10 protein-coding genes are annotated in these 22,439 nt (G+C 53.3%); all 10 read right to left on the reverse strand.

From position 1 onward, the window contains the following. Nucleotides 1-60: 60 nt before the first annotated feature. The 10 genes from JYE49_RS06275 to JYE49_RS06320 all read right to left on the reverse strand — a co-directional run bounded on the left by JYE49_RS06275 (nucleotide 61) and on the right by JYE49_RS06320 (nucleotide 22,340). Nucleotides 61-1,236: a 3-phosphoglycerate dehydrogenase family protein gene (locus tag JYE49_RS06275; protein ID WP_093958533.1), complete on the reverse strand. Its 1,176-nt coding sequence runs from the start codon at nucleotides 1,234-1,236 to the stop codon at nucleotides 61-63. A gap of 22 nt (nucleotides 1,237-1,258) precedes the next feature. Further along, nucleotides 1,259-2,335: a 3-phosphoserine/phosphohydroxythreonine transaminase gene (serC, locus tag JYE49_RS06280; protein WP_093958532.1), complete on the reverse strand. Its 1,077-nt coding sequence runs from the start codon at nucleotides 2,333-2,335 to the stop codon at nucleotides 1,259-1,261. A 326-nt stretch (nucleotides 2,336-2,661) separates the two neighbouring features. Beyond that, nucleotides 2,662-3,330, reverse strand: coding sequence for a tRNA (N6-threonylcarbamoyladenosine(37)-N6)-methyltransferase TrmO (gene tsaA / locus JYE49_RS06285; protein WP_093958531.1), 669 nt, complete (start codon nucleotides 3,328-3,330; stop codon nucleotides 2,662-2,664). A gap of 1 nt (nucleotide 3,331) precedes the next feature. Further along, nucleotides 3,332-5,719 (reverse strand): glycoside hydrolase family 94 protein, encoded by a 2,388-nt coding sequence (locus JYE49_RS06290; protein WP_093958530.1) that lies wholly within the window; start codon nucleotides 5,717-5,719, stop codon nucleotides 3,332-3,334. Nucleotides 5,720-5,870: 151 nt separating this feature from the next. Then, nucleotides 5,871-7,094, reverse strand: coding sequence for an aminopeptidase (locus JYE49_RS06295; protein WP_093958529.1), 1,224 nt, complete (start codon nucleotides 7,092-7,094; stop codon nucleotides 5,871-5,873). 138 nt (nucleotides 7,095-7,232) lie between these two features. After that, nucleotides 7,233-8,216, reverse strand: coding sequence for a hypothetical protein (locus JYE49_RS06300; protein WP_093958528.1), 984 nt, complete (start codon nucleotides 8,214-8,216; stop codon nucleotides 7,233-7,235). A 109-nt stretch (nucleotides 8,217-8,325) separates the two neighbouring features. Continuing rightward, entirely contained in the window at nucleotides 8,326-18,252 is a 9,927-nt protein-coding gene (locus JYE49_RS06305; protein WP_283399481.1) for a DUF7601 domain-containing protein, read from the reverse strand. 235 nt (nucleotides 18,253-18,487) lie between these two features. Beyond that, a complete protein-coding gene (locus tag JYE49_RS06310; protein ID WP_093958526.1) occupies nucleotides 18,488-19,402 on the reverse strand; it encodes a class C sortase in 915 nt (304 codons plus the stop codon). 16 nt (nucleotides 19,403-19,418) lie between these two features. Then, a complete protein-coding gene (locus tag JYE49_RS06315) occupies nucleotides 19,419-20,636 on the reverse strand; it encodes a glycoside hydrolase family 5 protein (protein WP_093958525.1) in 1,218 nt (405 codons plus the stop codon). Nucleotides 20,637-20,855: 219 nt separating this feature from the next. Then, nucleotides 20,856-22,340, reverse strand: coding sequence for an isopeptide-forming domain-containing fimbrial protein (locus JYE49_RS06320; RefSeq protein ID WP_179217456.1), 1,485 nt, complete (start codon nucleotides 22,338-22,340; stop codon nucleotides 20,856-20,858). Nucleotides 22,341-22,439 lie beyond the last annotated feature (99 nt).

Below are 22,439 nucleotides of genomic sequence, written 5' to 3' on the forward strand. Positions count from 1 at the left end.
TAATATATTCCATCGCAATTAAAAAGAGGAATGCTTCCGCATTCCTCTTTATTGCTTGTTTCATTCCTTCGTAAACGTCCGAATCCGAATAATCCCCTGCAGTTCCTGCAGCGTCTGCAGCGCATGGCTGGACGGCAGTTCTGCCATCTCCATCACGGTCACAGACATGTCCTTGCGGCTCTTGTTGACCATGTTTTCGATGTTGATTCCTTCTTTCGCCGCGGCAGCGGTGATGTTGGAAATCATGTTCGGGATATTCTCATGCAGCACCAGCACGCGGACAGCTTCCGGCTCGCCCAGCTGCACTTCAGGATAGTTTACGCTGTTGTGGATGCTGCCGGTCTCCAGGTAATCCCGGATTTCCGCAGCCGCCATGCTGGCGCAGTTTTCTTCGCTTTCAGGAGTGCTGGCGCCCAGGTGCGGAATGCAGACTGCATTTTCCACACCGATGAGGTCGTCGTTCGGGAAATCGGTCACATACCGGCCGATTTTTCCGCTTGCCAGCGCAGCCAGCATATCAGCTGTGTTAACAAGCTCACCCCGGGCAAAGTTCAGGATGCAGGCGCCGTCCTTCATCTTCGCGAACTTATCGGCGTTGATGGAGCCGCGGGTTTCATCATTCAGCGGCACATGGAAGGTAATGAAGTCCGCCTGCGCAAGTACCTCTTCCTCAGAAGCGGCACGATGAACAGATGTGCTCAGACTCCAGGCCCGTTCCACAGAGATTCCGGGGTCATAACCGATGACGTTCATGCCCAGGCCGCGGCTGGCGGCGTTGGCCACGATGGAACCGATAGCGCCCAGGCCGATTACGCCCAGGGTTTTACCCCGGACTTCAGCGCCGACAAACTGGCTCTTTCCCTTTTCCACCAATTTGGCCACTTCATCGCCCTTGCCCTTCAGGGTTTTCACCCATTCCAGGGCATCCGCGATTTTCCGTCCGCACATCATCATGCCGGAGATCACCAGTTCCGCCACCGCATTGGCGTTGGCACCAGGCGTATTGAAGACCACAATGCCTTCCTTGGAGCAGCGGTCGATCGGGATGTTGTTGACACCGGCGCCGGCGCGGCCGATGGCCAGCAGTTCCGGTCCGAATTCCATATCGTGCATGGCGGCGCTGCGTACCAGGATCGCGTCCGGCACGGGCTCGTCCTTGCTCACGGTATACTTATCAGCGCTCAGCTGGGTATGGATGATATCCGAAATCGCATTCAGCGTCTGAATCTTATACATCGGTTTTTCTCCTTCAACGTTATTACGCGTTTTCAGCCTCGAACTTCTTCATGAAGGCAACTAGCTTCTGCACGCCTTCGATAGGCATTGCGTTGTAAATGCTGGCGCGCATACCACCGACGGAACGATGGCCCTTCAGGTTGACCAGACCTTCAGCGGCGGCAGCCTTTACGAAGGCAGCGTCCTTATCGGCATCGCCGGTCACGAAGGTGACGTTCATGCGGCTGCGGTACTTGGGCTGGGCAGTAGCCTTGAACAGCTTGCTGTTGTCCAGGAAGTCATACATCATAGCAGCCTTTTCGATGTTCACTTTTTCAACAGCCTTCACGCCGCCGATGCTCTTCAGCCACTCGAAGGTCAGGCCGGCCAGGTAAATACCCCAGGTGTTGGGCGTATTGTACATGCTTCCTTTTTCCACCTGAACCTGCCAGTTCAGCAGCTTCGGGCAGATATCCATAGCGTGGCCGATCAGGTCATGCTTCACAATCAGAACGCACAGGCCGCTCGGTCCGATGTTCTTCTGGGCACCGGCATAGATGGCACCGTACTTGGTCACGTCCATTTCCTCACTCAGGATCATGGAGCTGGCGTCGCAGACGATGGGCGCCTTGCACTTGGGCAGTTCCACAAAGCGGGTACCGTAGATGGTATTGTTCTGGGTGATGTGCACATAGTCGGCATCATCATTGAATTTGATGGCATCCAGGTCAGGAATGTAGGTATAAACGTCTTCACGGCTGGAAGCCACGACGTTCACTTCACCGTAACGCTTTCCTTCTTCAGCTGCCAGGTGAGCAAAGTTACCGCTGTCGATATAGTCAGCCTTTTTGTTGACCATCAGGTTCAGCGGAACAGCAGAGAACTGCTGGGTAGCGCCGCCCTGCAGGAACACCACGTCGTAATCCTCGGGGATGTTCATCAGGTCGCGGAGATCTGCTACGGTCTTGTCATAGATATCGGTATACATCTTGCTGCGATGGCTCATTTCCATCACGGACATACCTGTATCACCATAACAGACCAGATCCTTCTGGGCTTTTTCGAGCACAGGAAGAGCCAGCTGGGAAGGTCCGGGAGAAAAGTTATAAACACGTTCCATGATTTCATCCTCCTCATATTAAGCGGGACGCTTTTGTCCCACAGGGTTGTTTTCAACCATGTGCATAGTATGCCATAGTTCTTTGAAAATAGCAACCCAAAATGCAGTTCAAATACAATGTCATCCGTGTTGTTCAATACAACACGGATGACAAATTCATAATTCATAATTCACAATTCATAATTATATATACTTCTACCGCAAGAACATTCCAAGGTATCAATCCGAATAAGCGCCAGTGTACTGATGAATCCCTTACTACGCCGATGGCGCATCAAATCAAAAGAACAGCTTCCACCGGAAGCTGTTCTCTCCGCCATTGTGAATTATGAATTGTGAATTGACAAAACGCGTAGCGTTCCGTTTTCCACTTTGAACCTTACGTTCTTTCCGCCGAACTCAAACGCATACACCCTCTCCGGATCATCCTGGTATGCAGGCCGCGGATCCTCCCGGAGCACCACTTTCAATGCTTCCAGTTCTTCCGGTTTCATTGCTTTTGTGCATTCTGCCGGGATCTCCACTTCCACCGTCCGTTTTTCAGTTCGGTCCGTGAATCCGCCGGTTGCTTCAGGTTTGCAGTCCGCATAGGGCAGATAGGGTTTAATGTCGTAGATGGGCGTGCCGTTCATCAGGTCCGCTCCGGCAACCTTCAGCACGGTACCCTCGTTCCCCTTTTCCACGCCCAGCAGCTTTACGCAGCTCAGGCCAACAGCATTTGGCCGGAAGGGAGAACGGGTGGCAAACACCCCTACCCGCTGGTTGCCGCCGAGCCGGGGCGGCCGTACGGTCGGAGACCAGTTTTCCCTTTCCGCCCGGTCAAAGCCCCAGATCAGCCACAGATGGGAAAACTCTTCGATACCCCGCAGCGCTTCCGCTACCCGGTATTCGGGTTCAAACACGATGGTCGATACCACCTGTTCCACCAGCCCGCTCTGCCGGGGCACGCCGAACTTTCCGTCATACGGATTCCGGATTCTCGCAATAATCTTCATCTTACATGATAACCGTAATATCGTTCTCTGCCTTGAGTTCGTCTGCCGGAATGACTCCAGCCGCGCGCTCAACGCCATTCAGGACTACCTTTGCGGGCTTTCCTTCCTTGTGGGCGCTGTTATCCACGATAATATGCAGTTTCCTGCCCCGGAAGACCTTTTCCATGGTAAAGCCGTCCCATTCCTTCGGAATGGCAGGAGAAATCTCAATTCCGGCAGGTGTCGGACGCAGGCCCAGGATGCCTTCCACGCAGCCGACCATGACCGTGCTGGCAGTACCGGTCAGCCAGTGTACATGGCTCCGTCCGGCGAAGGGACTCTCATGACCTTCGATGAACTGTCCGTGGACGTAGGGTTCAATCACCCGGCGGTCAGCGTCGTCATTGAAGGAGGCCGGACTGCTTTCCTTAAAGTACTGGAAGGCCCGGTTGCCGTGTCCGCAGAGGGCTTCCGCCAGGATTGCCCATCCCTGGGGCTGGCAGAAAATACCGCCGTTCTCCTTGGTGCCGGGGTTGAACAGGCGCATCCGTGCGCCCTCAAAGTATTCATACCTGTAGCTGGGCTGCATGACTTCCAGGCCGTAGGGAGTATTCAGCTTCTCGCAGGCTGTGTTCAGGATGGCTTCAGCCTGCTCTGCCGTTGCGCCGCGGCTGATCACCGCCCAGCTCTGGGGATTCAGCCACATATTGGCTTCATTGTCCTTCTTGCTGCCGATAACAACGCCGTCCTCACGGAAGCCGCGGATGAAGCGGTCTCCCTCAAAGCACTGTTCGTTCAGGATCTTCAGCAGGTTTTCGGCAGTCTCATCCAGGTATTTCACATACTCCGGTTCATCTGCGCAGAATTCCTTCATGATAATCAGCGCGTAATACAGCTGGAAGGCCACGAAGGTGCTCTCACCCTTTGCGCCCAGCTGCAGGCAGTCATTCCAGTCGGCATGCAGGCCTGCGGGCATTCCGTGGGGTCCCAGGTGGGTCATGCTGAAGTTGATTGCCCGCTTCAGGTGCTCGCGAACCGTGCCCACGTCCTTATCCGCAAAGGGAATTTCTTCATCCAGGTAGGCCGTGTTGCCGGTCTCGGCAATATACTTGTAAACCGTCGGGAACAGCCACAGTGCGTCATCCGCGCGATAGCTCGGATGGCCGGTAGCCTTCACATAGCTGTCCTGTTCAGGTGTATCTTCATGGCCCGCATTATGGCTGAACTTAACCAGCGGCAGTCCGGCGCCGTGATGCACCTGCGCGCTGAGCATGAAGGTCAGCTGCTGCCGTGCCAGTTCCGGATCCAGGTGCATAATGCCCTGGATATCCTGCACTGTATCACGGTATCCGTAGCCGTTCCGCTCGCCGCAGTACATCAGGCTGGCCGCCCGGCTCCAGACGAAGGTAATGAAGCACTGGAAGGCGTTCCAGGTGTTTACCATGGTGTCGAAATTCTTATCCGGTGTGGTAATCTTCAGGTTGGCCAGTTCTCCGTGCCAGTAGGCAATCAGTTCCTGCAGCTCCTTATCCACCGTCTCCGCAGTCTGTGTGTAACGGTCTACAATCTCCTTAGCCTCAAACACGGTTTTCTGTCCCAGCAGGAAGGCCGCCGTGGTTTTTTCACCCGGCTTCAGTGCCGCGCAGAACTGCAGCGCGCCGCAGGGATTGCCGTTATAGTTCAGGCTGTTGTCGCACTTTCCGTCCACAACCGCCTGGGGCTTGTCAAAGCGGCTTCTGCCCAGGAACTGTTCCCGGCGGCCGGTATAGCTGGCAACCTTCGCGCCTGCCAGGCCGAAGAACCGTTCCCGTCCGGTGGTTCCGTCCGGTCTCGGATAGTTGAACTCATTGATCTGCTCCAGCAGGAAGGTATCATGGAACTCAGTCTTGGTGATGAACTGGGTATACTGCAGGTTGACCAGGTCCTGGGTATACAGGCTTTCCGTTGTGAACTCACAATAACCAAACACGCTGATCTTCCGTTCCCGGTCGGTCAGGTTCTCCAGGCTGACCCTCCATACTTCATGGGTCGCGCCCATGGGTACGTAGTACAGAACCCGGCTCCGGATTCCGTTATACTCGCTGATGATCTCGGTATAGCTTGTGCCGTGATGGCATTCGCTCTTATAGGTATCCAGGGGCTTTGCCACCGGCTTCCAGCTGGCGGACCAGAAATCCCCGGTTTCTTCATCCCGCAGGTAGATATACCGGCCGGGCTCGTCAAACTGGTTGAAGGTATAGCGCAGGATCCGGCCTGCGGCACCGCTCTTGACAAAGCTGTATCCGCCGGCGTTCACAGTGACGATGGCACCGTAATCCGGCGATCCGAGATAGTTCGCCCAGGGGGCAGGGGTATTGGGATTGGTAATCACATACTCTCTGGCTTTCTCTTCAAAATAGCCGTAATTCATGCCTCGTTCCTCCTGTAATTCCGATTGATTGTTTTCTGAATTATATAGGGAAGCTCATTATTCTCCAACTTTTTTATTTTAACACGGTAAACGTTTGCGCGCAATCATAAAACAGAAGCAGTCCATATGCAGGACTGCTTCTGTAAAGGCCTCAGAATGCCCAGTTGCCGTTGCGGAAGATCGGTACGGTCTTACCGTCCCGGGTCTTCGCGTCGATGTTCATGTCTTCAGTGCCGATCATGAAGTCCACATGGATCATGGAGTCATTGATGCCCAGTTCACGGCACTCCTCCAGGGTTTTGTTCTCAAAGCCCCTGATCGTATCGGCAAAGCCCCTGCCCACCGCCAGGTGGCAGGAAGCGTTCTCATCAAAAAGCGTGTTGTAGAAGAGCACCCCGCTGTTGCGGATCGGGGAATCATAAGGAATCAGCGCGCACTCGCCCAGATAGGATGCGCCCTCATCCGCTGTCAGCATGTTTGTCAGCAGCTGCTCATTCTTCTCCGCATGCCATTCCACAGCCTTGCCGTTCTCAAAGCGGATATTGAAGTTTTCAATCAGCTGTCCCTGGTAGCTCAGCGGCAGGCTGGAGTAAACAATACCCTCCGCCTTCCCTTTCCTGGGAGAAATGAAGCATTCTTCCGTGGGGATATTCGGGTTAAAGAAAATGTTCTGCAGGCTGGTATCTCCGCCGCCCTTGAATTCAGCTTCCGGAATCATTCCCACCGTAAAGTTGGTTCCGTTTCCGGCGGTATAGTGCAGTTCCTCAATGCCCAGGCTGTTCAGGTAATCGCACCGGGACTTCAGGTCAGCGTTATGTTCCTTCCAGGCAGCTACCGGATCATCATTCACCCGGCTGGTGGAAAGGATTGCTTCCCACATTTTTTCCACAGCCTGGCTCGTCCTCATTCCGGGGAACACTTTCTTTGCCCAGGCCGGACCGGGCACAGCGGCGATACACCACTGGTACTTGTTATCCATCTGGTCCATATAGCCTTTGAGCAGCGGATATTTCATCTGCTGGACTTTGAGCATCTTGTTCTGGTTAATGCCCTTCAGTCCGTCCGGATCGTCAGACTCGATATAAATCCTGCAGGGCAGTTTCTCCACATAATGTTCCCAGCGGGCTTTCTGGAAGTTTGTCAGGCTTCCCAGGGTCTTTACCGTGCAGTACTTCATATCCAGCTTGGTGAGGGGGGCATACGTGAAGTCAACAAAAACGTTGCTGGCTCCCAGCTTATAGCACTCTTCCACCACCATTTTGACAAACTCCGGCTGGTCCAGACCAGCAACGATAAATACTTCCTGTCCCTTCTGGACGTTTGCACCGCACTCCGCGATCAGGCGGGCATATTTTTTCAGAATTGTTTTCTTCATTTTCCCGTTCTCTTTCTGTTTAATCTTTTGCTTTTCCCTTTGAAAAGCGGCTTATGTATTATACCGGAAGAGTCCTTGAAAAACAAGCATTATAAAGGACGGACCCGTACGAGTCCGTCCTGTCAATTATTGCTGTTTTCATACTGCCTGCACCTTTACGCGCCACATGTCGGTGATATTCTCGTCCGTCAGTTCAACCTTCAGTTCATCCGTATTCGCTTCCGGGATATCCATGTATGTCATCCCGCTGTCCTCGGATACCTGCCACTGATAGAGGAACTCACGCCCTTCCGGATCATTTACCACAGCCAGAAGGCGCATTACCGTCTCATCGATCATGGAAATTTCCACGGTTACCGTCACACGCGCCGTTTCAGGCTCAGTCGCTGCTTCCAGCTCTTCAGGAGCTTCTTCCGGTTCCTCAGGTCCTTCTTCCGGCTCCTCAGGTCCTTCTTCCGGCTCCTCAGGTCCTTCTTCCGGCTCCTCAGGTCCTTCTTCCGGCTCCTCGGAGACTTCTTCCGTTTCCTCCCCGTCCGGGATTACTTCCTCCGGAAACTCCTGTACCGGTTCTTCCGCAGCCGGCTGATTCTCCGTTACCGTTTCATCCGTTTCTTCACCTTCAGTATCCTCTTCCGGAGTATCCGCAGCAGGCGGTTCCGTCTCAGGCGTTTCTTCTGCAGGCTGTTCTGCCACAGGCATCTCTTCCGCAGGCTGATCTTCCGCAGACATCTCTTCCGCGTCAGTCAACGGTTCGTTTCCCGCCGGTTCCGGTGTTTCCGGAGCTTCCTCCGGTTCAGCTGCCGCAGTTTCTGCCGGTCCGGGCGTTTCCTCCGGCTCAGTGTCACCGCCGCTCTCCGCTTCTTCTGTGACTGCGGGTGAAAAAACGTTCGCGATCGCTTCCGATCCTACGCTTCCCCAGTCCTCATCGGGAATCACCGCAATTTCCACCGGGGCGGATATAGTAACCGTCGGTTCCGGTGCCGGTTCTGTCACCATCACTTCTTCCGGTTCAGCTTCCGGTGCGGGTTCATCTGCCTCAAATGCCAAAGAGGGCATGCTGAAAACGACACACAGCATTACAGCCAGAATCATCGAAAAGATCATTCTGAGTCGCCGGGTCATTTCCGTCACCTCCTTCGTGTGACTGCAGCAGGTTGTCTTACTCCTTTTCAGTTACTGTTTCCCAAATATTATATGCGGAAACAGTTGCATAATCGGTTACATACAGGCGTTATTGCAGTTTTTTTCTTCGCCTGTTCAGCAGCAGCAAGCCCGCAAACAGTACCATTGCCAGGCCGCCGACCGTGTAGCCCTGTGTTCCGGATCCGCCCGTACTGGGCAACACAAGTCCTGTCTTGTTCTCAACCGTAAATGTGGCGGTACTCTTGTCATAGATCACATGCTCCGTGTTCGTAAAGCGGACGGCGCCATCCTGCACCGTAAATCCGACCGGTGTTCCCAGCGGAGTATATCCGGGCGGTGCTTTTGTTTCACTCAGCGTGTAGGCTCCGTCGGTCAGGCCTTCCACTGTGGCCAGGCCCTTTTCATCCCCGTCCGTGCCGACGGTGATTTCGTCCATGAACACTTCCCAGGTTTCACTGTTCCGTTTCAGCAGCCTGAATTCAGCGCCTGCCAGCGGCTCACTGTTCTTCACGTCAACCTTCAGGATATGGATCTCTGTCCGGCTGTTCGTGATGATTGCGATACCTTCTTCATCCGGATCGGCGGCCGTCACCTGCCAGGTTTTCCCGTTCAATATCACGACATCATCCGTCACATCCGCCGTCTCCTGCCCGCCGGAAATGCTCAGTTCCCGGATGCTGTAGGCAATGGGATGGCCGTCCTCATCATACACAGGCAGTTCAGAGAAGGTCCTGTCTGCCGCCTTTGTCTTCTTTCCAAAGGCGAGCGTGCAGGGATTCCCTGCTTCATCTGTGACCGGTTCCGGCTCCCCGCCATTCACGCTACTGTACAGTCCGACTGTAACCTCCGTAACGTCCTCCGGCCAGTCCGCAGTTTCCCCGTTCTTCTTCCAGGTTTTCTCTGCAGTAATGGACGCAACTTCAATATTGGTGATGGTTACGCTGTCTATAGGATCATCATTGAGTGAAATCTGTTTGTTTTCATCGCCGTAAACTACATCGCCATCCTGTTTCCATCCTTCCGGCACCGAAGGTTCCTCCACCTCATAGGTGGTACCGAATGGAATACCATCAATCAGGACTGTACCCGGTCCCTGGATCGTTACGGTAAACTCCGCAACTTCACCTTCACAGGTAAAATCACTGATGGTGCCGTTATCTACCACGAGATCCAGCATCTTCAGCTCCATGCCCGGCGGCAGCAGCATTTCAACATGGAATTCAAATTCCTGTCCATCTGCCGCTTCCATGCTTGCTTCAGGAACCTGTTTGGTGAGTTTCAGCGGGCCAAAGTGCGATGTGTTTTCCACCTTCAGTTTGTTGGGGCCTTCCCTTGTCAGCAGCACACCGTTTCCCTGGTCCACCCAGTCCGTATCGTTATGTCCCTGCTTATAGTAAGTCACAGGTTCAAACGCGTCCGTATTCAGGTAAACGTTGCCGGCCCGATCCATGTATCCGGTTTCTATAATCCGGTATTCGTACTGGTTCTGACCGTTTCCGTTCGGGAAGATCTGCACCTTGTCGATGGTCGCCTTCCAGTCGTTCTCCCGGCTCAGGACAATGCGGTTTGTGATCTGGTTGTAAACATCAGAACCGCTGGTGATAAAGTGATTCTGTGCCAGACTGCCCAGTTCCATTTCAGTCTGGATAATGGACAGGTAATCTTCATACGGGCCGTTCGATCCGTATGGCCTGCGTTCCACCCGGACGTAGACCTCTTCGACATTCGCGGCAACCCGGCCATCCGCCCAGCCCTTTTCGATATCCAGGGATGTACCGGGAGCATTCAGCATCCGGTCCTGATCCTGCGCCGTCTGCAGTTCGGAAACAGGAATCCTGGCTCCATTGGCATCCCAGGCGTACGGAAGCCAGGAGGTCCACTGCCCGCCGATCGGGTTCATGTTTCCGTCATATACCTGTACTTCCTTATAGATATACTGGTACCGGACAACAATGATCGAATTGTCGGCCTTCCTGTAAAGTCCCTTGGTAGGCAGGCCGTGATCGATGTTATTGTCCTCAACATTATAGTTCCATGAGCCTCTGGGAGCGACAGCAAACGGGTTGGGATTGTCAACATATTCATTGCCTGCCGCATCATAACCAACCTTCACGGTCTTACCGTAATTCTGCCATCCTGTAATATAGACATCCTCTCCGGAACTGTAATCAACCGTCCTCCGCAGGATTTGGAGTTCAATAATCATATTAGACTGGGCCTGATCCTCGCCCGTAGTGGTATACAGGCTCTGCCCGCCGTTTCCGTTATCCCTGTATTCCAGGAATTTCTTCTTCAGGTCCATCTGCATATAGCCGGGCAGTTTGTTCAGGATCTTGATTTCGCCGTGATTGCCGATGTTCGCGTTCCGCGGCTGCTGGAAGTGAACCAGAGAGCTCCAGTTGCCGGTATCGATGACGTCGCGGCACTTGTATCCCTCAATCATGATCGGGAATTCATCGATCAACGGATCTGAAAGCACGTGTTCGTCCGTGGAATCCCAGTTAGGCTTTGTCAGCGGTGTTTCGATGACGAAATACCGGTATTCTTCCGGCAGATCCACCGGGCATTCCCAGGTCCAGTTGTTCTCATAGCTCAGGCGGATTGTCGTATAGTCAAATCCGGTATCATCTTCATAGGGCTGCGGATCTCCCCAACCCGTAGCAGGAACATAGGCCAGGGCGAAGGACGCTGCCGGAAGATCCTTTGTTTCTTCAACAGGAACACCCATCCATTCCTTGGTAACCCGGATGGATTTCACTTTTGTGGTCACGTTGGTGACCGTGATCACTTCCTCGCCGTTTTCATTGAATTCAGAATCATAGGAGGAAAGATACCGCTGGTACCTGTCGTCAGGAACATAGTTGGTTCCGTCATAGCTGTACCGCAGTTCTCCGTTTTCATAGACGCTGTACGCGGTCTCCCGCACCGTATAGTCGATCAGCCGGGCTTCCCCGTTTTCGTCAATCCTGTACTTCGGCAGGTTGGTGAATGTCCTTTCATCTGCCGGTGTATCCTTCCGGATTGTGACGGTTTCATCCGCTGTGGGTTCTTCATCTGCCAGCAGCCTGAACGTGGCCTCCCAGGTATAGGCGTCGTCATCCGCGAAGTCCGGCCAGTTCTTTTCCACAATGACCGTGGTCATTTCGGATTCATTCTTAATCGTCGCCGTGCCATGATTTTGGTGGTCACCCTTCATGGTCACTTCTCCGCCGGTTGTGGTATACATCTCCGCCAGCAGTTCAGCATCCGTGACCCAGGCGTCTTCAGGCACTTTGCCGTCTTCCAGTTCACCAAAGTATACGCCGGTTTCCTCAACGCTGTAGGTATAGGCTGTCCGTTCCTCCTCCGGAAGGCTTCCGTCCACATACTTGTCCAGGTCTTCCCAGTAAGTCTTCCATTCGGATTCCGGTGTCAGGGTTACGGTATCGACAACTTCCGGTTCTCCTTCGCCCGCCTGCCGTTTTAGCACAAACCGCACAGCAGTGGCTTCCAGGATATAGTCAGCTTCTCCCCAGTTCTTTTCTGCGGTGATGTCAACCACCGGCTTCTTGGGATTGATGAAGGAGGCTTCCACCGTCACATTATCGCCGCCCTCAATCGTACCGCTTGCGTTTTCGATTTCAGGTTCATAATATTCCGGCGTATAATCGTCTTCTTCCACAAGGTAAGCTGTGCCGTTCGGCAGGTTTTTGATCGTCAGGCTTTCGTTGTGCTTCAGTTCAACAGTGGCTTTCCCATCCGTGAACGTCAGGGTTCCTTCCCGGTTCTGTCCGCCGGAAGTTCTCACTGTTGCAAAGGTTTCCTCTCCCGTGTACCCGGACAGCGTCACGGTAAAGGTGAACGTCTGGTCCTCGCTGAACTCTTCGCCCGTCACTGTCTTCTGGATTTTCAGGTCCGCAAAGGTATCCAGTGTATTGGTAAAATCAACATGGCTTGTGAGTCCTGCCTCGATAACGCCGTCCTCACCGGTCCGTTCAGAGGTATAATTCTCCGCGTCTTCGCTGACTGTAAACACAGTTCCTTCCGGAAGTTCCAGCGCCTTTTTCGTCTCCCCGTTTGTCAGGGTAAAGGTCGCCGTGCCGTTGGTAAACTCCATTGCGCCGTAAACACCGTCCGGGATCGGCTGATCCTCCGCGTCCACAGCGGTCACGGTAAACGTGAACGCTTTCGTCAGATCCGCCGCGTTACCGGTGATCTTCTTGGAAACAATCAGGTTGCCTGTCGTCGGGTTGATGTAGGTGTTGACAACCTTCATCACCGCGTCTTCAACGTCCGTTGCAATCACCGGCGCGTCCGTTTCCGCGTCGTAGCCTTCCGGCACGTTTTCTTCCTCCACCGCGTAGTAATACGGCTGTCCGTGCTCGTCATAGACCTCCAGTTCCTCGACAACCTTCGTCCAGTCCTCGGATCCGCTCACCATGATGGTTTCCGACCAGGTATCGTCCTTGCTGTAGTCTGCCGGCACGCCGGATGCACGTTTCCTGCCTCCGCCTGATGTGAAACCGGCGGACGCAATATAGCGGACGTTCCTGAGGCCCGCTGTCTTCCGGTGCTGGTTATTCCCAAAGGCGGAAACACCGATCGCTTCGACGGTGATTTTTGTCGTAAATCCGTTCGGATACCAGGGATCCAGCGCCTCAATCAGCAGATCCTCTTCCCGCTGGATGGTATAGCTGTAGGTATGCCTGCCTGCGCCGCGGAAAGTGGTTACCCTCGTACCGTTGATATAAAGTTCACTGCTCAGATCGTTTGTGGAATACGCAATTTCAATGATGGTACCGACCGCAAATTCTTTCTCAAACACATCTGTGGAGATGTTCCAGCTTACTCCTCTTTGCTGGATGTGCCGTGCGGTAACTTTCACAAACCGGCCGTAGGTACTGGTAAATTCCATATTGGTTGTTCCGTTGGAGTATACCGTCACCGTTGTAGGCTCCGTTGTGCCGGAATAACTGTACCCGGATGGCGCCGCTGCGTTTGTCACACTGGCGGTCACGACGTAGGTGCCTGCGGGAAGCGTATTGTCCCCGGGCTCCAGCTGGTATGTCGATCCGTTCCCGGTGCAGGAATAGGTCACCGCAAAGCCTGCCGGCAGCTGCGGGGAGGCAGGCAGTCCGGCGGAAACATGTGAAATATGCAGCGTGCCCGCGTTCTGGGAATAGAAGCTGGTAAACTCCGCTGTCGCAAGACCGTTTTCCGGCACATTCACCGTCACAGGATCTGATGTAAAGCTGTAGGTATAGCCAAAGGGCGCGGCGCCGTCCGTCACCGTTGCGGTTACAGTATACCGTCCCGGCGGCACGTCATAATTGCCGGCCGGAACACCGGTGGCTGAGCTCGGTCCGGTATAGGAATAGGTCACTTTAAACCCTGCTGGCAGTTCCGGAGACGCCGGGATTCCGGAAGTGATGTGCGCGATGTTCAGGATACCCTCCTCCGGTTCCGGCGGGGCTTCCTTCTTGTAGCGGACAAGCTTCAGGGTTAAGGTATCCTCATCGTAATGGGCGGCGTCGTCCGACCAAATCTTCTTTACCGTGGTGGTGGTTCTGGCCGCCGCGTTGGTGATGGTCACCTTTCCGTCGGAGGTTTCCGCTTCGTCAGGCGAGGCCTCTTCCTTTTCGATCGTCTGGATATACTGGCTGATAATATTCTCGCCGTGCTCCGTTACCGCTGTTTCCTTTGCGTAATAATCCAGCTCCCATTCATTGCCTTCATCATCCCTCCAGGTCTTGGGCAGTCCTGTGAAAGTGCAGGTCCAGTCCGGTGCGGCTTCGTGGGCATTCATGGTCAGTACCGTATTGATTCCGGGTCCGAAAATCGGATCGCCTGTCGCAGGCAGGTATTCCTCATAATCCGGCCAGTTTGCCAGCGGGCTCACCGGCTCGCCGTGCTCTGTCGTCAGACGTTTCGCGTAATACAGTTCGAATGTTACCGCTGCATCAGCCGGAACCGGCGTGCCTTCCGCCCACTTTTTCTGTGTTTCCAGGCTGGTATGGCTGGTGTTGACATATACGTTGTAGACATAGAATTCAACAATACCGTTCTTCTTCTCCACATTGTCCAGGCGTTTGAACGTACCGACGACTTCAGGAATGGCGGCAAACACGGGATCACTCATGGTATAGATTTTACTGTAATGCTGCGGGTCCGGATAGGCCACCTTGTCGTCGTATTTGTTGCCGCGGCGGACGTACTCTGTGGTGATATAGGTTTCCTTGTATTCCCAGGTGTCGCCCGATACGTCGACAAAGGATTCCGCGATGGTGTTCTTGTCCTCCGTCACATAGTACATGCCCGGTTTGATGGCATAGTCATAGACAACTGTCATGCCATTCGGCCCGACAGCAATATTCTTGGAATGGAATTTTGTATAGCCGTTAGGAACAAATTCCGTACCGTACTGGTTCACGTTCACTTCCGCCACAATATTGGGATCGGCGACCAGGCCGTTGGCGTCCTTGGCAGTGTTGCCGTATATATCCACGCTGTGGATGATCTTTTCCGCGGGGTGAACCAGCATTCCGTTTTCGTCCACAATCTGCTTGGTAACCTCCAGCGCCACAACGCTGGTGCTGGCTGCCTCCGTATCACCGCCCAGGACAAAGTCCATGCCGCTGCCGTCTATGATTCCGCCGCTCTGCCAGAGATTATAGTTCCAATGCACCGGCGGGCACTCGTTGGCGGTGTCGTAGTAGGTAAAGCTGGCCGTCATATCCACGTCCATGTTGAGGGACAGTGGTTTATAGGTGCCGTCAGCCATTTTTTCATACAGCTGGCCGCGGTCAGGATCCACCATATTGAAGTCTTCGTTTTTGACAGCGGAAACAACGTAGGTGATCGGGTTGTTCAGGCGTTCCCGTCTCATCCGTTCGGAGTTGGTGTCCTCCCACCAGTTATAGGCGGTATCAACCTCTGCAACCTTGAACCGGCCTTCAATGCGAACCTGCACAGCGCTGACGTCAGTATGTGCATTGGAGGAATAACCGGTAATGACAAAGGCGTCATCCAGCTCGTTGTTATCCTTGTCATATGCCTTGATCGTGGCGTGCTTCATGTCCTCCGGCTCAATGGACACCTTGGTGCTGAGATTCAGCGAGGTGTTCGTCGTCACGTTGTATTCGATCATTTCCCCCGTGTCCGGATCCTGATAGTAATAGGTACCGTATGCCAGGGGCACGTTGACCCTGGATTCACCGGCAATGGAGATATCAATATGATTAACCGAATGGTTGCGGGCAATCGGTTCACCGACCTCTGTCGGATCCGCGAAAAGGATTTCCACGCCGTTGTCTGCTGACTGCTGGCCCACCAGGCGCACAGGGACGCCGTTGCTGTTCAGTTCGACACCCAGGTGATTGTTTGCGTTCCAGGGCTCTGTATAGACCTGCTGACTGTAATAATTCACGCTGGCGCTGTTTTCAAGACCCGTCGGCCTGTTGACGGTACTGGGATAAACAACCGTTCCCTGATCGTCCGTCCAGGCCTGGTTGTAGTGCGGATCAAGGGAAACATTCCCGCTGTTTTCCTCTGACAGTGCTCCCGGCTGGCTGGGATCCAGGTACCGGCGGTAGTAGTCCGACGGCAGGTTGTCCGATGTGTATCCGGCAGCTTCCGACCTGAAGTAAATGTGCTTGTTGGGATTGTTTCCCTCAACCGTCCACAGCATCGGATTGTCGACAGCCACCTTGTTGTTTACGGCGTCGTAATCTACCCGCGTCAGGGAGGCGTCGTTGTTGATAATATAGTAATTCCCGTCATATTTCACAAGGACCATATATTCCTTGCCGTTTTCCATCACGGGATCCGCAAACTGCAAGCTGAACAGGTCATCGTTTGCGTTATGGTTATGCCATCCGGCAAATCCGGTACCGCCATTGAACTCGTTCAGATAGAATGTAGTTCCGTTGCTTGTGGTTTCGAACACATAGCTGCCGTTACTGTTCCGGTTCACCCTGAATCCCTGGGGCTCACTGCTCAGGGCCGCATGAGCCCGGCTGGCGTCGCGGCGGTCCAGATGCATGTACAGTTTATTGCCCTGCGCGTCTGTTGTGAAGATATTATAGACGCCGTCTGTGTCGGTTGCCTCAAACGTCCAGACGGTCGCTTCATTCGCGTTCCTTGTTTTATGGAACAGGTTTGTGGTGGCACTGTCAATGGTGCTCGTCACATACTGCCCGTTATGGTTCATGGTAAACCTTCTGCTGTCCAGGTCGCCCAGGTCGTTCTGGGGCTGGCTGGATGGCATGGTGATCACACCGTATACCGAGAAGGAATCCGTTTCAAACTGAATATGTTCTTCTGTGTCAATCTCCGCACTGAGGATATCCGGTTCTGTTTCCTCAAAGTGAACCACAAGCAGTTCTTCCATTCGCTCTTCCGGAGTATCCGCCAGGCTGATCTTCACCGACACACTACCTTCCGGTTCGATCTTCTGCCCGCCGGACCGGATCTCAATATCAAAGAACCGGCCGTACTGGTCCGCTGCAATATACACCCGCTCATCCTCGGCGGGTATTTCGATGCCGGACTGTTCAAGGGCCGCCCTCACAGCCTTCTGCAGGCATTCTGCATACCGCTCGTCATCCGGCTGCAGCTCCGTCACCACCAGTTCCGCGTCCGAAGGAATGCCCGCTTCCTGGCTGTAGGTCACGCTGATCTCATAGGTGTTTCCGTCCGCGGCCAGCACCTTCTGCGTTATCTTTGTGCGCTGCACCACACCGTACACCGAGAAGCTGTCCGACATGAAGGACACGGTATCGATAACTTCCCCGCTCTGTCTGGCGGCGTCTTCGTTGGATTCCGTTTCGGATTCGATCACCTTTGCCTCGTTGTTTTCAATATGCACGGCCTGGACGTCATTTTCTTCCGTCAGCTCGATGACGTCCTTGAAAATGATCTGCACGTCCACGTCAGCCTGCGGTTCCACTTCTTTTCCGCCGCTGACAAAGGTAATGTCGAAGTAACGCTCCAGGGTGATTTCTCTCCATTCCTCACCCAGCGTTTCTTCCGTCATGCCGCTGTATAACGCGTATTCCGGCGTGCCCGGCTGGATCTCCCGCACCTTCATCTCTGTATCGGAGGGGAATCCCGCTTCCGGTCCGTACGCAGCCGTCACCAGGAAGTCTTCCGCCTGGTATTCCTGCTTCACAATCCCGGTCTGGATCCGGTCAACCGTTGCGTAGCCAAAGGGCTCCATGCGGTAATCGCTGACAGACAGCACGCCATCCTGTTCCTCCAGGATCCGGGCATTGCTGCCGGTCAGGAAGTAAGTCACGCCTTCAGGGCTGTCCAATTGTTCACAGATCAGGTTCATACCCGCCGCCGGCAGGATCTCATTTCCGTCCGGGTTGGTCAGCTTCAGCACATAGAACAGGTTTCCGTCTTCCGATACCTGCTGGTTCCAGGTCTCGTTTTCTTCATTCCGGATCACCTTTGCAGCGGATTTCAGCGCGGTATAAAGCTCCGCGCCTTTCGCGGTTTCCAGGGAAAGGATGGCTGCCTCATCGATACGGGCCTCCGCCGGATAATCGATCCGCACGGTACAGCCTTCTGTTTCAGCCGTCAGGCTGCCGGCATACCAGGTTCTTTCCGGTTCCGGTTCAGCTGCAGGTTCAGTCTCGGCTTCGCTGTCTTCTGTCGTATCTTCCGTTTGTTCTTCCGGATTCTCCTCAGGGATGCTCTCCTGCTGATCTCCTGCAGGATCCTCTGTTCCGGCTGTTTCCTCCGTAACCCCGTTTCCGGTATCGCCTGTATTCCCTTCCGGATGCTCACTTGTTTCACCCGCCGCAGGCTCAGTCTCAGGCTGTCCTGCTGCTTCGTTCAGCCCTTCATCTTCCTCCGGCAGGATATCGGATTCTTCCGGGTTTTCATCTCCTTCAGGAAGCTCGAGCGGCTCAACTTCAGCCGTCTCCGGCTGCGGTGTTTCAATCGCCCGGATCGGCGCGGTAACTGGTTCGGAATAGATGATATCGCCTTCTGCATAGGCGGAAAGACCGGAAGCGGAAAAAAGCCACACGAAAGCAAAGAGGAAAGATAATATTCTCCTCCCTGTTCCAGTGCGCCGGAAAACACGCTTCCGATTCATGAAACAATCCCTCTTTTGTTTATATTACAACCTTTTTGAAAGGTTAGTTACATCTTATACTTATCCATGGTTATTATGTATCTGTTTCCTGTTTTTGTCAATAATTTGTACTAAAAAGGCCGGATATTTCCGGCCTTTCAGGGGTATTTGTAATGTTTTTTTTCGTCTAATAATATCTTGACTTCTTTTTTCGGCCCGCAAACAGCACAACCCAAAGGATCATCAGCAACAAAACCGGCCCCGCGATAAACGGAACCACATACAGCGGCTCCACCTTCAGGGCATCTGCCGTCACACGCACGTCGATCAGTTCCTTGTCGTTTTCCACCCGCACGCCGCGTACCAGCAGCCGGTGCGTATTGATGCCGTAGGGCGTACAGGTCATCAGCGTGCAGTAGTCTTTGCCTGGAAACAGCCCCAGCTCAGAGCTGTCTTCCGGCAGGATGACCGTAATCTTGTCCACCTGATAGGTCAGCGTCTGGTCCAGGACAGTCAGGTAAAATACATCTCCTATTTCCATCACGTCCAGATCACTGAACAGTTTGGCGCTCGGCAGGCCGCGATGGCCGCTCAGCACACTGTGGGAGGCATATTCCACCTTGTCATAATCATCCTCGTCCGGATGTATGCTGCCTGCCGGCAGGGAGGTCTCGTCAATATGTCCGATGGAGTTCTGCAGCACCGCTTCGCTTGTTCCGTGATAGACCGGCAGGTTCACGTCAATCCGTGGGATGGAAATGAATCCCATATTTCCCGTACCGTCCACGTTCAGCTGCCGTTCATAGTCGTCTATGTCTTCGTCGGACATGGCCCAGGGATTCGGGTTGGAAGCCAGCCTCCGGTTGTAGTCCAGTGCAGCTTCCCATACGGCGGCATATTCGTCGTTGCTCAGTTCGGCCACGCGCTCCGCGTATCCCGCAATTGCCCGGGTCTGGTGCATACTGTTCCAGTAATCGCTGAACGCCGGATACCCCGCAATGGCTACGCCGGCAAGCAGAATCAGCACCAGGATCAGGTTCGATACCCGGTGTTTCTTTTGTTTCCCGGCTCCGCCTTTCGGAGTCTTTCCCGCTTTCTTCATGATCCTGTTTACTTCCTTACCGGTTGATCAGGCAGTTCGCCTGGATGGCCAGGGCAATATCCGGATAGACCCATTCCAGCGTGTTGCGCCGGATCAGGCCGAAGCGTTCCCCGTTTCCGCTGAACGCATGATTGTCCCACCAGACGCAGGTAATTCCCCGGGCACTGGCTGAAGCCACATAGTAGGCCGTGAAATTGACCCGGTCCTGCAGGTTGCCGCTCTTGTCCAGCGCGCCGAACTCGTCCATCATCACCGGGGTGCCGTACTTGACGAACCTGTTATACAGGCTGTTCATAAAGCCGGCAATCTCGCTCTTCTTGCTCTGGTCTTTTTCCAGGTCAAAGGTGCGGTCATTACTCTGGAGATTCAGGGCAAAGTTGTAAGGCGTATAGGCATGGGCTGATACAATGATCCGCTTTTCAACAGTATCATTCGGCAGCTGGAAAGCCTGGTCCGCCGCGTTCCAGGGCGCCGCGCAGTAGGCCGGCACCGCCAGGTACCGCGTCGCGTTGTTTCCGCCGGAAGTCCGGACAATGTCCACAAACAGCTGGTTCAGTTGATTGATGTATTTGGCGGAAAGGCGGCAGTCGGATACAGCGTTGCTCCAGCTCCATTCATACTGTGTGCCCACCAGCCGGGGTTCGTTCATGGATTCCAGGATCAGGTGTTCGTCACAGTCCTTGAAAGCTTCTGCCATCTGGGTCCAGATGGAAGTCAGGTAAGCCGCAGAACGGTCATAATGGACAGTATCCGGATAGAGGTATTTGACGTCATTGTCGTGGTGCACATTCACAATAACATACATCCCCAGGTCCAGTGCCCAGCCGGCCACTTCCCTCACCCGGTCAATCCATTCCTTGTCGATGACATCATTTTCATCTACATGGTTATGCCAGCTCACCGGAATGCGGATCGTATTGAATCCGGCTTCCTTGATGGCCGTGATCAGTTCCGGGGTAGTCTTTGCCCCAACCCAGCTGGTTTCCATGCCCGTACCGTTATCATGCGTACTGTATCCGTTATACGCGTCAAACGTGTTCCCCAGGTTCCATCCGCACTTCATGTCGCGCATCAGCTTCATGGCATCAGTATTCGGAATATCAAATTGCTTCATATCCTCAATCACCGGGATCGTAATTCCTTCCGTCTGGACCGGTGGTTCCGCCAGTCCTGCGGCTGCACTGACCACCAGGCAAAGCGCCAGCAGCAGCGCCACAATCGTCTTCTTCTGCATCCTGTATGTTCCTCCCGTGTAAAGGTTTTCGTCCTGCTGCTATTATACGCAAACAGCCTTCCCTCTTCAAGCAAACGTTTGTACAAGCAGTTTTCACGAACCTGAATTGTAACTTTTCCCGCTTTCAGTTCAATCTTAATTATGAATTATGAATTATGAATTTTGAATTCAGAAAAGCCCGGACCCCTCAGAGTCCGGGCTTTTCGATATTCTCAGTGATTATTCCTGTGCCTTGCGGCGGGCCACCAGGACCACAGCCGCGCCGATGATCAGCAGTCCGCCGATCACGTAGAAGATCGTGGTACCGGAACCGCCGGTGCTGGGAAGAACCGTGCCTTGATTATTTCTTATCTCCATTGGTTTCTTATTAGGAGCCGGAGCCGACGCCTCTATATCAATAGGCTCCTTCAGGATAGTGTAACCACCTGTGGGGGCTTTTGTTTCCTGCAGCTTATAGGAATTATCCGTATCCAAGCCATTAATTGTTATCGTACTCCCATTGGTAACAATTGTATCTGTTACGTTTTCCGTTTCATCAGGCATTGCAACCCGGTATACTTCTCCCTCGGTCACTTTAACCAGCCGCATAGGATTTCCGGCCAGCAGAAGTTTGAACTCTGCACCTGCCAGTTTTCCATTCGTTACACCGTCTACTTTATCAAATGTAAATTCATAAGTCCTGATTTCTGTTTCCTTGGGAACCGTTGTGTAATGTTCACCGTAAGCCAGAACAACCGAGTTCTTTTCCGGATTGGCCGTCTGGGCATCCCCGTCGAGAACCGCTGTGTAGACAATTACAATTTCTGTATACTTTGTGTTCGCATCTGCCTCTGCAGCAGCAGATTCCACAAGCTCCTTGGGCAAAGTAAGGGTAAACCCGGTCGCTGTGGCTTCAGCTGTATAATTATCCGCAGCTACATCTTCACCATTCACTCCGCCTATCTTCATTGATTCAACCTTTTTATAACTCAGGCCGGCAGTCATGGTGTCTGTCAGAACGATATCATCATTTGCTGTGGACGGGACTTTAACTTTCAGGGTATATGTAATCTCGTCTCCGATTTGAGCATTTTTATCATCAGAATCGACTTCTTTTTCTACTGTCGGGAAAGTATTCTTTTCTTTAATGGTTACAGCGGTCAGTGTCTGCACAACCACTTCCTTACCGGCTGTGGATTCAATGTAATAATATCCGGGAGCCACAGCTCCAGTGGTAGCACTGCCGGCCACTTCTTCCTGGCTGAATGTCCCTTTAGGGAATATATTTCTAAAATTTTCAATGTTACCTATGGCTTCTGCGATCTGTGCCCCTGACGTATTCGGATCTTTCAGCTCTACAGACCAATAGTTTGTATCACCAATCTGACTGAGATTAAACAAGTTAGTCCCTTCCAGGGCTGCTGCTTTAGTTGCTGAATCCGTATGGTAGGTTACTCCACCACCTGACTGACTAGTACCATTTATTTCCGGATCCTTACCTATATCAGCTTCCAGGATCCGGTACCAAGTATATTGAGTAGTATCCGTTGCAGCCTCTGCTTCCTTTGAAGTAGATTCAATCGTGATGCTTGGAGTTGAAGTCGTACCGGTTGTCGTCTCTCCACCCGTTTCTCCGCCGCCTTCTCCGCCCTCACCTTCCGCGAAGGCACACACCACCGTCAGCATCATAGCCAGCGCCAGCATCAAAGCAAACAGTTTTTTCATTGTCAGCATCCCCTCATTCATTATTTTGATCACAAAGCGGTTTATCAATTAAATGCTTTTAATGAATACCCTTCAGGATCTCCGTTATTCAGTAACATT

Source organism: Aristaeella hokkaidonensis (assembly GCF_018128945.1).
Classification (GTDB): Bacteria; Bacillota; Clostridia; order Christensenellales; family Aristaeellaceae; genus Aristaeella; species Aristaeella hokkaidonensis.

Excerpts from the sequence above, each read along its gene's own strand:
- JYE49_RS06310 (WP_093958526.1), bottom strand. The coding sequence starts at position 19,402 with ATGAAGAAAGCGGGAAAGACTCCGAAAGGCGGAGCCGGGAAACAAAAG.
- tsaA (WP_093958531.1), bottom strand. The coding sequence starts at position 3,330 with ATGAAGATTATTGCGAGAATCCGGAATCCGTATGACGGAAAGTTCGGC.
- JYE49_RS06290 (WP_093958530.1), bottom strand. The coding sequence starts at position 5,719 with ATGAATTACGGCTATTTTGAAGAGAAAGCCAGAGAGTATGTGATTACC.
- JYE49_RS06295 (WP_093958529.1), bottom strand. The coding sequence starts at position 7,094 with ATGAAGAAAACAATTCTGAAAAAATATGCCCGCCTGATCGCGGAGTGC.
- JYE49_RS06300 (WP_093958528.1), bottom strand. The coding sequence starts at position 8,216 with ATGACCCGGCGACTCAGAATGATCTTTTCGATGATTCTGGCTGTAATG.
- JYE49_RS06320 (WP_179217456.1), bottom strand. The coding sequence starts at position 22,340 with ATGAAAAAACTGTTTGCTTTGATGCTGGCGCTGGCTATGATGCTGACG.
- serC (WP_093958532.1), bottom strand. The coding sequence starts at position 2,335 with ATGGAACGTGTTTATAACTTTTCTCCCGGACCTTCCCAGCTGGCTCTT.
- JYE49_RS06315 (WP_093958525.1), bottom strand. The coding sequence starts at position 20,636 with ATGCAGAAGAAGACGATTGTGGCGCTGCTGCTGGCGCTTTGCCTGGTG.
- JYE49_RS06275 (WP_093958533.1), bottom strand. The coding sequence starts at position 1,236 with ATGTATAAGATTCAGACGCTGAATGCGATTTCGGATATCATCCATACC.